The sequence below is a fragment of the Rhodococcus sp. 5A-K4 genome (genome assembly GCF_046097995.1).
GTDB lineage: Bacteria > Actinomycetota > Actinomycetes > Mycobacteriales > Mycobacteriaceae > Rhodococcus_F > Rhodococcus_F erythropolis.
Genome location: NZ_JBJURM010000001.1, coordinates 152,227 through 164,857, shown reverse-complemented (window position 1 = coordinate 164,857; position 12,631 = coordinate 152,227). Strand labels below are relative to the sequence as shown.

Genomic DNA, 12,631 nt, shown 5'->3' with positions numbered 1-12,631 from the left:
CGATGCCACTCGACCTTCGAGCGATCCTCACCACCGTCGCTGCACTCCTGTCCGGGATACTCGCGGCGCTGGCCCTGACCAATCCCGTTCTTCGCGACTGGGCCATCGTGGCCTCCCCGTCGGAAGTAGATCGCTGGATCAGCAGCGGACCGACTGCTGTCGGCCTCGGCGCCGTGATCGCCGTGCTTGCCTGCGCCCTCTCACAGCGTCGCGGGTCCCGTCGGGCGGCGTGGATCGCGATCGCCGTCGGCGTCGCCGTCATCGCGATCGTTCGGGCAGTCGTACCCGAGGTTGCGTCACTGGACCTGCTGATCGCATTGATCATCGTCAAAAGTGTTGCAGCCGGCACCATTCTGGGCTGCGTGGTTGCCGTCAGTTGGGACCGCACTGCCACGAAGAACGCGACACTCCTCGGCGTGCTCGCCACCTTCCTCGCGATCCGCACGTTCGCTGGTGGGACAGCCAGGATGACGACGTCTTCGGTGGGTGAGCCGTCGTGGTGGCTGATCGGCGCCACGGCCGCAGCAGCAATCGCCTGTGCAGTGACCGCGCAAGCCGGCTTCCGGATTCGCAAGCCGGACTCGGGTGAAATCCGCATCGCTCTCGTGGTGATCACCGCGCTGGCGATCGGGCATCGAGTGCTCGGCGCCGTGATCGACCGCCAGCAATACGCGTCCGAGGCGACCGCCTGGATCGTCATGGTTTTGGCAGCAGGCGCTGCGCTCGCCTTGACGTGGATCGCCGCTTACCGCCTCGGCGACGCCTCCGGTGCTGGTGGCAAGTTCCTCTGGGCGGCAACCGCACTGGCCGCTGCGTCGGCCCCGCTCTTCGTCGACATAGCGAAGGGTTCCGGCCACTGGGGAGACCTGAAGTCCCCTTGGGTACTGGTGCTTTTCGCGGCCCTTCTGGTCGCCGTCGGATTGAGGCTGCACAAGCAGGTGCCAAACTTCGTGCCCATCGCCGTTCTCGTTGCGGTTCCGCTGTCGGAACTACTGCCCTTCGACTCCGCGCACGGCGTCTGGTCAATCGCACTGAAGATCGCCGCGCTGGGCCTCGCCGCCGGTTTGCTGTTCGGTTCCCTTGCTCCCGGCAGCCTCGTCGACGCCACACTCGGACTCGCCATTCCCTTTGCCACGATGACCTTCTCGTCGATCGCCATTCTCACCGATCAGCTCACCGCGCCGCCAGAGTTGACAGCGGCAGACATTCAGCGATTGATGGAACTTCCCATCCCGGCGCACGTCAGCGCCAACGGAGGACTATTCGGACGCGGAATAGGCATCACCATCGACTACGTCACCCCTCAGACCGTCGGCACTGCAATCCTCTTCGCCCTGATCATCGGATTCTGTGGTGCGGCGATCCTTCGACGATCCCACCCACCCGTCGAGGTATCGGAACCCACCGAGACCGCCTGATCGGGACAGACCGATGACCATCGACCTCCGGTCATGCACCGGCGCCCTCGCGGCCTTTCTCTCGGGAATCCTTGCCGCCCTGGCGCTGACGAACCCAGCGCGAATGAGATGGCCTGTTACCGAACCGCAGTCGAAGATCGACCAATGGATCAGCAGCCAATCCACCAGCGTCGTGGTGGGTGCCATCGTCGCCGTAGGGGCCTGCGCGTATCTCCAGCACCGCCGTTCTCGCAGGCGTGCGTGGGCGTTTGTGTACACGGGCGTCGTCGTGCTGATTCTGATCAGATTCCTCGTCGCCGAAGAAGTCGGTCTTGATCTGCTGAGCGTTCTGGGTTTCGCCAAAACCATTGCAGCCGGACTCATCCTGGGCGGCGCTGTCGCCGCATCGTGGGACAGCCGCCTCGGACGCAACCTGCTGATCATTGGCGTGGTGTCGACGTGGTTGGCCGCGCAATCGTCCACCGGCGATTTGATGCCCGTCAGCACGTCGTCCATCGGCGAACCTGCCTGGGCACTTCTGTTGCTGACCCTGATCTGCGCAGTGGCGTGCGCAGTGACAGACGACTCCGAATTGCGGATCAGCGAAAGCGAACCGGGCGTCGCCGCAGCCGCTCTGGCAGTTGCCACCGGCCTCGCTGTCACCCAACGGATTCTGAGTTCGGTCGTCGACCGGCAAGAGAACCCACCGACGTTTTCGGGTTGGCTGGTCATGATCGCGTCCACCGTCGCCGTCCTCACCCTGACCTGGTTCTGTGTGAGGAGACTGGACACAACTTCAGGCAGTGGCGGATTCCTTTGGGCTGCAACCGCTGTTGGAGCCGCCGCCACGACGGTGTTCGCGGATCTGACCGACCGCTTCTTTCTCGACGGTGACCGAACCTCGCCGTTGGTGATCGCTGCCCTCGCGATCATCGCGGTCGTCTTCGGCTTGTCGCGTTCTCGACACCGGGATCGCACGATCGCAGGTCTGGCTCTGCTGGCTGCGATCCCGTTGTCGGAGTGGATCTTCGACGGCGAACACGAACTTGCTCTACTGCTCCGCATTGTCGCGCTGGGCGTCGGGTCGGGATTGCTGCTCGGATCCGTACTGCCGTCGAATCCCGTCGCAGCGACGCTGGGGTTGACGATTCCTTTCACTGCCCTGGTCTTCATGTCGATCGGGCAGCACGAGATCGAGACAGTGTCCTCAACGTACGTCAAGCACGATCCGTCATCGACGTACTTGCAGGACGAGTCCGGACTGCGAGCCTACGTCGACGCAACCGAGCCCGACGCAGCCTTCCGAGCCGACGCCGCGTTCGTTATCGTCGATGCAACTGAAGATCCGCCACGCTCCGACGGCGCGGCACTCCTGATGTGTGTAGTCGTCGTCGCCACCGGGATCGCGCTCCGCCGCCGCAGCCCCCGTTGACACACCGTCACCGGACTGAGACCTCCTATTGCGGTGCAACTGGTACCGGATTGACTATTTTGGAGCAGTGCCCATCGCCCGCAGGACGTTGCTCGTCGCACTGAGTGGTGTGACGGCATTCGTCGTCACCGTCGTCGCTTTGGCACCGTTCGTGAACAGCCAGTCGACGTCGATTTCGACGGGCGACCGATTCTGGTCCATCTCGACCATCGGCGCCGGCGTCTTGGCTGTCGTCGCGGTCGGGACAGCCGCGATGATGGCCCGTTGCCGATTGCGGACCGCGGCCATGACGGTCTTCGGTGGGCTCCTCCTCGAACTGCCCGGGCTCTACGATCACAACTTCGAGGCACTCTCGCCCGTTGGTGCGGGAGTCGCTGTCGGCGCGGTGACGGTTGCTGCCGCTCCCCGGGTTCGAGCTGCCTCGGTCGCGGGAACGATTGTGGCTGTGCATGTCTCGGATTCGCTCCTGGACGAAGACGCAATTCCTCGGCGGTACGCGGACTACATCGCCGACAACACCAACCAGTTTCAACCACCGGTGTTGGGGGCAACACTGCTCGCGCTCGCTTTGGCCGCCGCCTGCGTCGCCGCGTTCTGGTTCCACGATTTCGACAAGGACCACCCCAAGGAACGGATGGCCGTTCGGCCGGTGACTATCGCGGCGGTGCTCACTCTCTTCGGGGTCGCGGCGAATTGGTGGTTCGAGATCACCACCGTCACGGCGGCCGTACCCCTTCTACTCGTCGCGCTCGTAATCACGGTGATCTGCGCGCGGGTGCTGGGCGATGGCGGTCGAATCCTGCTGATGTGTACCGCCGCCGTCGCAACTCTGGCGGCGGTGTCGGCGAACCGTCCCGCAACCGAAGCCATGGAATGGTCGAAAACCCCCGCCTCGACCGCCGTCGTGATCGGCGTCGTCATCGTCGCCGCGGCAGCAATCGGCGCGATCGCTCCCTCGCGGGTCGTCGGCTACGGATTGCTCCTGACGGTGACGGTCGCCGGGATCGTCAGCTACGCCACGTCGCCGTCGCCGAAGATCGGTGACGTTCTCACGATCAGCGATCTTCTTGTCGCCTTCACCTCTGCGGTCGTCACGTACGCGATCGCCAGCGCGATGTACCGAGAGCCACCGCGGACCGGAGCGTCACGAGCCCTCGTCGGACTCGGTGTCATCTTCGGCCCGACGGCGCTGGCCCTGCTCGTCTATCCGCAGTTCGACTACGGATGGACCGCGTACACGCCGCTCGACGAGAACAAGCCCTTCAACGGCATCACGACGGTCGGCCCATTCGAAATCTCGACCGACATCCTGATACTCGACGCCGTGGCACTGATCATCGTGGCCGTCTGCGCCTATGCAAGTCTGCGCTTGGGGCGAGTCAATCGATCCGTACCTCCGCCGATCAGTCGATCAGATCCATCGACGCCAGGCGATGGAACACTTTGAGTGATCCCGGCGCCACCTCGTCCATCGCTGCGTACTCGGCGAGCGTGAAGTAGCGGAACTCGGCGATCTCGCTGGTCGGGTGCGGGTCTCCGGCCATCTCCGCCAGATAACAACTCATGTGCAGGCCCGTGTCCGCGGAATGTCCGAAAGCGTGAGCCTCGAAAACGTCGAGGAACGTCACCGTCCCGTCGACCAGATCGACGTCGAGTTCCTCCCGAATTTCGCGGTGCAGTGCCTGCTCGGGCGTCTCACCCGGGTCGATCTTTCCGCCGGCCATGTAGAACGCGGTCTTGCCCACGGACCGGGTCTGGATCAGCTTGCGGTCACGAATGTGCGCAAGGGCGGCGGTACGGATGATCGTGGTGGGAGTCGACGAATTCACGTCGTCCAACCTACGTGTATCAGCGAGTGCCGATGATGTCCGAATCGACTCGCTGCACATCGAAACTGCCACGCCCGGTAATATGTACGCAAAGACAACCTCTCCGACTAGGTGAATTGTCTCGTTAATCCGATAGGTTCGATTTTGTTCGGACACCCCGCCGCCCGCTGACAACACGACGGAGTGCCTTTTGCTCGCTATCTTGCTTGCCCATGCCGTTGCCGCCCTCTTGGCTCCGCTTGTGGTGCGCAGGTTAGGGCGAAACGGCTTCTTCCCCCTCGCGATAGTCCCCCTCGCCAGCCTCGGCTGGGTCATCGACAAATGGGGCATCGTCGAGACGCTGCACATCACCTGGGTTCCCGGCCTGTCGATGGACATCGACTTCAGATTCGACGCGCTTTCCGCCATCATGGCCGTGCTCGTCCTGGGCGTCGGCACGCTGATCCTGATCTACTGCGCCCGCTACTTCAACGACGACGAACCTCGACTCGGCATCTTCGCCGCCGAGATGGTCGCCTTCGCGGGTGCCATGTTCGGACTCGTGACCAGCGACAACATGCTGCTTCTCTACGTGTTCTGGGAACTGACGACCGTCTTGTCGTTCCTGCTCGTGGGTCACTACGCCGAACGCGCCACCAGTCGCCGCGCCGCGACCCAGGCACTGCTGGTCACCACCGCCGGTGGTCTGGCGATGTTGGTCGGCATGATCATCCTCGGCCAGGTCGGCGGCAGCTACAACCTGTCCGAACTGGTCGCGAACCCGCCGACGGGGTGGCTCCCGTCCGTCGCGATCGTCTTGATCCTGATCGGTGCGCTCTCCAAATCGGCAATCGTGCCCCTGCACTTCTGGCTGCCAGGTGCGATGGCCGCACCCACCCCTGTCAGCGGTTATCTTCACGCGGCAGCAATGGTCAAGGCCGGTATCTACCTCGTCGCGCGTCTGGCTCCCGGGTACGCCGATTCGCCGCCGTGGCGCATCACCATCATCAGTTTGGGTCTGCTGTCGATGATCCTCGCCGGTTGGCGAGCCATGCGCGCGTACGACCTCAAACTCGTCCTCGCCTTCGGAACCGTCAGCCAACTCGGCTTCATGATGGTCCTGGTCGGCATAGGCACGCGTGACGCCGCCCTGGCCGGCATGACGATGGTCGTGGCGCACGCGATGTTCAAGGCCGCACTCTTCATGGTCGTTGGCATCATCGATCACACCACCGGCACCCGTGACCTGCGCAAACTTGCTCACCTGGGTAAAGCGGCACCCGCTCTCGCGATCATCGCGAGCCTCGCTGCCGCCAGCATGGCCGGTCTACCACCGCTACTCGGATTCGTCGGCAAGGAAGCCGCACTCGAATCAGTTCTCGAAACGAACGCGCTCGGCCACTGGTCGTCGATCGCCGTCGTCACGGTGATCGTGTTGGGCTCGATCCTGACCGTCGGCTACAGCGTCCGGTTCATCTGGGGAGCCTTCGGACGCAAGACCTTGAGCAAGCCGAGTCCGGCCGTGAGCAAGATGCACAAGCCGGGTTGGCTGTTCCTGTTCGCGCCCGGCCTACTCGCGGTTCTCGGTCTGGCCGCCGGCATTCTCTCGCCCCAACTCGAGAAGCTGCTGACGCCGTACTCGACCACGCTGGCCCCCGGACCTCACGCCGACTACCACCTCGCGCTGTGGCATGGATTCAACACTCCGCTGCTGCTCACCTGCATCGTCATCGCCGGCGGCATCGCGCTCTACATCGCGCAGCGTCAGATCAGCCGCCTGCATTTCGAGCACCCGCCGCTCGGCAACGCCGACCGTATCTACGACGCGACCCTGCGCGGCATGGACACCATCTCGATGCGCCTGACCGGTGCCACTCAGCGTGGTTCGCTCCCCCGCACGCAGTCGACGATTCTTGCGACGCTGGTCGTGGTGCCACTGTTCCTGCTGATCATCGACACCGATGGCGGCGGAGTCGACCTTCGGATGTGGGATTCACCCATCCAGTTCACTATCGCGCTGATGATGATTTCGGCCGCCATCGCCGCGACGCTGATGCGCAACCGACTCGCCAGCGTCATCCTCGTCGGACTCACCGGCTACGGCTGTGGCGTGTTGTTCGCGCTACACGGCGCACCCGACCTCGCGCTGACCCAGTTCCTCGTCGAAACCTTGACCCTCGTGATCTTCGTGCTGGTACTGCGGAAGTTCCCCGCAGAGGTCGACGAGAGGAAGGCAATCGGCTTCAAGTGGCCGCGTGCGGCACTCGCCGTCGCGGTCGGTATCACCGTCACCACCATCGCGGCCTTCGCGACCAATGCGAGAAACACTCGTCCGATCTACGAACTGCTTCCCGACGCGGCCTACGACCTGGGCAACGGCAAGAACGTCGTCAACGTCCTACTCGTCGACATTCGCGCATGGGACACGCTCGGTGAGATCTCGGTGCTGCTGGTCGCGGCAACCGGCGTCGCCAGCCTCGTGTTCCGCAACCGCCGCTTCGGCATCGCGCCGCGAGTCGCGGACGCCCCCTCCGTCATCGTCGACAAGGCAGCGGCCAACTCGGACACGACGTGGTTGCGCGGCGGAGACCTCATCGATCCTCGACACCGTTCGCTGGTTCTCGAGGTCACCACGAGGTTGATCTTCCCGACCATCATGGTGTTGTCGATCTACTTCTTCTTCTCCGGTCACAATGCCCCCGGCGGCGGTTTCGCCGGAGGCCTGACGGCCGGCCTCGCCCTCGTGCTGCGTTACCTCGCCGGTGGCCGCTACGAACTCGGTGAAGCCGTACCCATCGACGCGGGCAAGATTCTCGGCCTCGGTTTGGCGCTGGCCGCGGGCACCGCCCTGGTGTCGCTGTTCCTCGGCGCTCCGGCACTCTCGTCGGCTGTCTTCGAGTTCACGCTCCCGCTCATCGGCCACGTCAAACTGGTCACCGCACTGTTCTTCGACCTGGGCGTCTACCTCATCGTGGTCGGCCTGGTCCTGGATGTACTCCGAAGTCTCGGCGCCCGCCTCGACGCAGAAATCGAGGTGAAAGCACCATGAGCGCAAATATCGGAATGCTGATCCTGATCGGCGTCCTCACGTCGGCCGGTGTCTACCTGCTGATCGAACGAAGCATCACCCGGATGCTCCTCGGTCTACTTCTATTCGGTAACGCCATCAACCTCTTGATCCTCACTGTTGGTGGATCGGACGGGAATCCGCCCATCGTCGGCCGAGATTCGGTCCACGAGGAGATAGCGGATCCGCTCGCCCAGGGCATGATCCTGACGGCCATCGTGATCACGATGGGTATCGCCGGCTTCGTTCTGGCACTGGCGTACCGGTCTTACAAGATCAACACCGCCGACGCCGTCGAGGACGATCCCGAAGACACCAAGATCCTCAAGCGTCGCCTGCCTGCCGACGCTCCCGACCACGACCGCTCCGACGACCCGGTCACCGGTGCCCCGAGCATCGGCGGCGACGCATTCGACAAGGACGGCAACCCTATTCCCCTCGAACAACTGGTCAACCTCGAGGACATCGAATGCTACGACGACCTCCACGACGGCGACTTCGAGGACGAACCGGTACCCGACTGGGCCACCGACCTTGCTCGTAAGAAGGAATCCGAGAAGCGGCGCAAAGACGCTCGCCAGACCAAGATCGAGGGAGGTGGCGGCGCATGACCATCTCGGACAACCTGATGGGAGCCCTTGCGCCCCTGCCCGTCCTGATCCCGATGCTGGCCGCAGCTGCGACGCTGGTTGTCGGCCGACGTCCGCGTTTCCAGCGTGTCATCACACTGATCGCGCTCATCGGCGTCGTCGCGGTGTCTGGATTGCTGCTCTACCTCGCCGACCGCGACGGTACGACGGCCGTTCAGGTCGGCGGCTGGGACTCCCCCATCGGCATCACACTCGTCGTCGACCGTCTCTCGGCGATGATGCTCGTGGTCTCGTCGGTGGTGTTGCTCGCCGTCATGATCTACGCGATCGGTCAGGGTATTCGCGACGGCAGCGAGGCCCAGCCGGTCTCGATCTTCCTGCCGACCTATCTCGCATTGACCGCCGGTATCTCGAACGCGTTCCTCGCCGGTGACCTCTTCAACCTGTACGTCGGATTCGAGGTTCTGCTCGCCGCGAGTTTCGTGCTCCTGACGCTCGGTGCCAGCGCCGACCGCGTTCGGGCCGGTGTCTCGTACGTGATGGTCTCGATGGTGTCTTCGCTGATCTTCCTGGCGGGCATCGCCTTCGCCTATGCGGCGACCGGCACCCTCAACATGGCCGACATGGCCCTGCGCTTCGACAACATTCCGCCGGGCACACGAACCGCCATCTTCGCTGTCCTGCTCGTGGCGTTCGGCATCAAGGCTGCGGTCTTCCCGCTGTCGGCGTGGCTACCGGACTCGTATCCGACCGCGCCCGCACCGATCACCGCCGTCTTCGCCGGGTTGCTCACCAAGGTCGGTGTGTACGCGATCATCCGCGCGCACTCGTTGCTGTTCCCGCAAGGAGAACTCGACAACGTACTGATGGTGTGCGGTCTGCTCACGATGGTGGTCGGCATCATGGGTGCCATCGCGCAGAGCGACATCAAACGTCTGCTCTCGTTCACACTGGTCAGCCATATCGGTTACATGATCTTCGGTATCGCACTGTCCACGACGTCCGGGCTGTCCGGCGCGATCTACTACGTCGCCCACCACATCATCGTGCAGACGACGCTCTTCCTCGTCGTGGGTCTGATCGAACGACAAGCCGGGTCGTCGTCGCTGCGCCGTCTCGGCGGTCTGGCTGCGGCCAGCCCGATCCTCGCGATCGTCTTCCTGATCCCGGCACTGAATCTCGGTGGTATCCCGCCGTTCTCGGGCTTCATCGGCAAGGTCGCGCTCCTGCAGGCCGGTGCGGCCGACGCAAGCGCGCTGGCCTGGATCCTCGTCGCCGGCGGCACGATCACCAGCTTGCTGACGCTCTACGCGGTCGCCCGCGTGTGGACCAAGGCCTTCTGGCGAGCCCGCGCCGACGCGCCCGAAGGTGACCTCGCCGACGTCAGCCCGTCAGCACTGATCGACGAGTCCGAAGAGGACATCGCGTTCGTCGACCGCGAGGACGTCGGCAAGATCCCGGTCTTCATGCTGATTCCGACGGTCGGACTCGTCATCGTCGGCCTGGCACTGACGGTGTTCGCAGGCCGGATCATCGACATCAGCGACAGAGCGGCGAAGGATCTGCAAGACCGGTCCATCTACATCGACGCGGTTCTCGGCAACCACCGACCCGTGCCGGTCGACGAAGCTCCCGTCGCTGCAGACGACCCTGCTGTAGCTCCCAGTACCGACGCCCCGAACACCGACGCCCCGAACACCGACGCCCCGAACACCGAGGAGGCTCCGCGATGAAACGCGAACAGGTACTCCGCGTCGGGATCCTGCTGTGGCTGATGGTCGTATGGATCCTGTTGTGGGGCAACATCAGTTTCGGCAACATCTTCGGCGGACTCGCCGTCGGCCTGATCATCATGGTCCTGCTTCCCCTCCCCCGTGTACCGGTCGAGGGTCGGGTACATCTGCTGTCGATTCTGCGTCTGCTGTGGATGATCGTGTACTACGCGATCCAGTCGAGTATCCAGGTCGCGTGGCTGGCGATCCGTCCGTCGCCGCCGCCGGTCACCGGAGTTCTGCGTTACCAACTCGGGATCAAGTCCGACCTGGTTCTCACGCTGTGCATCGACGTACTGAACCTGATCCCGGGCACCATGGTTCTCGAGATCGACCAGAACCGGCGCATCGTCTACGTCCACGTGCTCGACGTCGGATCGCAGAAAGCCGTCAGCGCGTTCTACCGCTCGGTGGAGGATCTCGAACGGTTGTTCATCGCGTCGTTCGAACGTGACTCGGACTGGCAACCCAGCCCGTGGCACCAGCGCGACTACGAATTCGATGCACCCCGGCAGGAGGACCAACCATGAACGGGTTCATCACCACCATCTTGATCATTTCCGGAGTGATTCTGCTGATCGCCGCTGTACTGACCACGTTCCGATTGCTCGACGGTCCGAGCTCACTCGACCGCCTCGTCGCTCTGGACACGATCATCGCGGTCTCGATGTGTGGACTCGCCGTCTGGGCCGCGTACAGCAAAGACACCACGATCGTTCCCGCGATCGTGGCGCTGGCACTGGTCGGCTTCATCGGTTCCGTGTCCGTCGCGCGCTTCCGGGTGAGTGACCAGTGATCGGCAACATCCTCGACACGATCGGGGCCATCTCCATCTTCCTCGGCGCGCTGCTCGCGCTGACCGCCGCGGTGGGAATCGTTCGCTTCCCCGACACCCTGCGTCGTATGCACGCGGCCACGAAACCTCAGGTGGTCGGACTGATCCTGGTGCTGATGGGCGCCGTGTTCCTGCTTCGTGGGAGCGTCGACATCTGGATGTTGGTCCTGGTGGGCATCTTCACGCTGCTGACCGCGCCCGTGATCGCGCACAGCGTCGGCCGAGTCGCCTACCGCGAACAGCGCGAAGAGGACGACCTCATGAAGATCAACGAGCTGGAAGACCCGGACTCTCTCCTGTAGCGGCATCCCACTCGCCGTCGCGCTCGCCCCACACCGCAAGTGCAGTGCCGGGGCGGGCGAAGAAGGTGGCGAAGTACGCGACCGACATGAGAACCAGGACAGCCATCAGCAGCGGCCCGAAGATCGCCGGGTACTCGGCCATCTGCACCGCAGCGAACCGGTACGAGAGCAACAACCCCGCGAGTAGTGCCGAGCCACCGATCAACAGACGCACTCGGAACCACCCCCAGCCTCGCTCCGGATCCCGTAGCGCCGCATCGAGGGTCAAGCACAGGACGGCACCGGCAATGAGGTCGACGCCGTAGTGGAATCCGAAGCCGAGCGTCGCGGTCAGGGTCGCAACGAGCCAGAACGATCCCAGGCTGCGAATCCACCACGGTCCGCTGCGCGAGTGGATGAACAATGCGACCGCCCACGCGGTGTGCAGGCTCGGCATGCAGTTTCGCGGTGCGGCGTCGTCGAACGGCAACGACGACGGTGATGCGAAGTCGAAGTTGGGCACGATGTTCGGCCAGTAGTCACCGATCTGGAATCCGAACCCACGCGGACCGAAGGCGAACACCGGGCCGACCACCGGGAACAGGACGTAGAAGATCGGGCCGATCAGCCCGATGAGCAGGAACGTGCGCAGCAGGTGATGCGACGGCCATCCCTTACGTACTTGATAGAGAGCAACCACGATCACCGCGACCGGCAGTTCGACGTAGATCCAGTCGAGGGCTGCTGCACCGACGGGGCCCATGGCGTCGACGATCTGGCCCATAACCCACGACGGATTCCCGAGAGCCTGGTCGGCGAGGAACACGTACTCGTCCCACACGTCGGTACCGACGAGAATGGTGATCTCCAGCCACGTCTCGGCAACCTTGGCGGCGATGATGAGCAACGCGCCGAGAGCGACGCCGTGCAGAACGCTGAGTCGACGCTCGCCGGACAACTTCCACACCGCGTACACCGCGATGGCTGTCAGTACCCAGGTGCCGCCGGTGCCCATAGTCAGTGGCCCACCAGAGAACCAGCGAATAGCGCCGACGACCACGTCGATGACAACGGCCGCGGATACCGCGTAGATGCGTTCTTTGTTGTTCAGTCCAACCAGCGCGAGAGCGAGACCCACCCAGGGCATGGTCGCCGAACGAGGAACGAGGAAGTAGTCACCGAACAGGCTTTCCACCGGACCGAGATAGCCCTTGTACGACGCGAACGCCTGCACACCCAGGACCAGCACGGCCAATGCTGCTGTGCCGATCAGAAGGAGTCGATGAGAACTCGACCACGAACGATCCGACTGTCCGGGTACGCCCCCTCGTTGGGACCAACTGTCTATCAACACCGGACAATAGTAAACGCCGTGTGAACCGAATATGGACGCAGACTGGACAATCGGTCTGTATGCCCGTATTTCGACCCTACGAAACCATCGGCAAC

11 protein-coding genes are annotated in these 12,631 nt (G+C 63.7%); 9 read left to right on the top strand and 2 right to left on the bottom strand.

From position 1 onward, the window contains the following. The first annotated feature begins 2 nt into the window (after positions 1–2). The 3 genes from ACKAMS_RS00730 (at position 3) to ACKAMS_RS00720 (ending at position 4,276) form a co-directional block, all read left to right on the top strand. Entirely contained in the window at positions 3–1,418 is a 1,416-nt protein-coding gene (locus ACKAMS_RS00730; RefSeq protein ID WP_408988491.1) for a hypothetical protein, read from the top strand. Between the two features lie 13 nt (positions 1,419–1,431). Continuing rightward, positions 1,432–2,829 (top strand): hypothetical protein, encoded by a 1,398-nt coding sequence (locus ACKAMS_RS00725; protein ID WP_408988490.1) that lies wholly within the window; start codon positions 1,432–1,434, stop codon positions 2,827–2,829. Positions 2,830–2,896: 67 nt separating this feature from the next. Continuing rightward, the gene (locus ACKAMS_RS00720; protein ID WP_020906696.1) at positions 2,897–4,276 is read left to right on the top strand and encodes a hypothetical protein; all 1,380 of its coding nucleotides are present in this window, start codon (positions 2,897–2,899) and stop codon (positions 4,274–4,276) included. Here the strand turns inward: ACKAMS_RS00720 and ACKAMS_RS00715 are convergent. Further along, positions 4,233–4,658, bottom strand: coding sequence for an NUDIX domain-containing protein (locus ACKAMS_RS00715; protein ID WP_007730102.1), 426 nt, complete (start codon positions 4,656–4,658; stop codon positions 4,233–4,235). The genes ACKAMS_RS00720 and ACKAMS_RS00715 overlap by 44 nt on opposite strands. 190 nt (positions 4,659–4,848) lie before the next feature. On the opposite strand from ACKAMS_RS00715, the gene ACKAMS_RS00710 reads away from it, so the two are divergent. The 6 genes from ACKAMS_RS00710 to mnhG are packed head-to-tail and all read left to right on the top strand — an operon-like array spanning position 4,849 to position 11,203. Then, entirely contained in the window at positions 4,849–7,686 is a 2,838-nt protein-coding gene (locus ACKAMS_RS00710; protein WP_408988489.1) for a Na+/H+ antiporter subunit A, read from the top strand. Beyond that, positions 7,683–8,315, top strand: a complete 633-nt coding sequence (locus ACKAMS_RS00705; protein ID WP_019744495.1) for a Na(+)/H(+) antiporter subunit C — start codon at positions 7,683–7,685, stop codon at positions 8,313–8,315. Before ACKAMS_RS00710 ends, ACKAMS_RS00705 begins: the two co-directional genes overlap by 4 nt. Further along, positions 8,312–10,027: a Na+/H+ antiporter subunit D gene (locus ACKAMS_RS00700; protein ID WP_084325034.1), complete on the top strand. Its 1,716-nt coding sequence runs from the start codon at positions 8,312–8,314 to the stop codon at positions 10,025–10,027. Before ACKAMS_RS00705 ends, ACKAMS_RS00700 begins: the two co-directional genes overlap by 4 nt. Then, the gene (locus ACKAMS_RS00695) at positions 10,024–10,596 is read left to right on the top strand and encodes a Na+/H+ antiporter subunit E (RefSeq protein ID WP_003945063.1); all 573 of its coding nucleotides are present in this window, start codon (positions 10,024–10,026) and stop codon (positions 10,594–10,596) included. Before ACKAMS_RS00700 ends, ACKAMS_RS00695 begins: the two co-directional genes overlap by 4 nt. Continuing rightward, positions 10,593–10,862 (top strand): monovalent cation/H+ antiporter complex subunit F, encoded by a 270-nt coding sequence (locus tag ACKAMS_RS00690; RefSeq protein ID WP_003945061.1) that lies wholly within the window; start codon positions 10,593–10,595, stop codon positions 10,860–10,862. Before ACKAMS_RS00695 ends, ACKAMS_RS00690 begins: the two co-directional genes overlap by 4 nt. After that, a complete protein-coding gene (gene mnhG / locus ACKAMS_RS00685; protein ID WP_003945045.1) occupies positions 10,859–11,203 on the top strand; it encodes a monovalent cation/H(+) antiporter subunit G in 345 nt (114 codons plus the stop codon). Before ACKAMS_RS00690 ends, mnhG begins: the two co-directional genes overlap by 4 nt. On the opposite strand, the gene ACKAMS_RS00680 is transcribed toward mnhG, so the two are convergent. Next, positions 11,169–12,536, bottom strand: coding sequence for a phosphatase PAP2 family protein (locus ACKAMS_RS00680; RefSeq protein WP_211917932.1), 1,368 nt, complete (start codon positions 12,534–12,536; stop codon positions 11,169–11,171). The genes mnhG and ACKAMS_RS00680 overlap by 35 nt on opposite strands. Positions 12,537–12,631: the final 95 nt, after the last annotated feature.

Excerpts from the sequence above, each read along its gene's own strand:
- ACKAMS_RS00730 (WP_408988491.1), top strand. The coding sequence starts at position 3 with ATGCCACTCGACCTTCGAGCGATCCTCACCACCGTCGCTGCACTCCTG.
- ACKAMS_RS00725 (WP_408988490.1), top strand. The coding sequence starts at position 1,432 with ATGACCATCGACCTCCGGTCATGCACCGGCGCCCTCGCGGCCTTTCTC.
- ACKAMS_RS00705 (WP_019744495.1), top strand. The coding sequence starts at position 7,683 with ATGAGCGCAAATATCGGAATGCTGATCCTGATCGGCGTCCTCACGTCG.
- ACKAMS_RS00700 (WP_084325034.1), top strand. The coding sequence starts at position 8,312 with ATGACCATCTCGGACAACCTGATGGGAGCCCTTGCGCCCCTGCCCGTC.
- ACKAMS_RS00695 (WP_003945063.1), top strand. The coding sequence starts at position 10,024 with ATGAAACGCGAACAGGTACTCCGCGTCGGGATCCTGCTGTGGCTGATG.
- ACKAMS_RS00690 (WP_003945061.1), top strand. The coding sequence starts at position 10,593 with ATGAACGGGTTCATCACCACCATCTTGATCATTTCCGGAGTGATTCTG.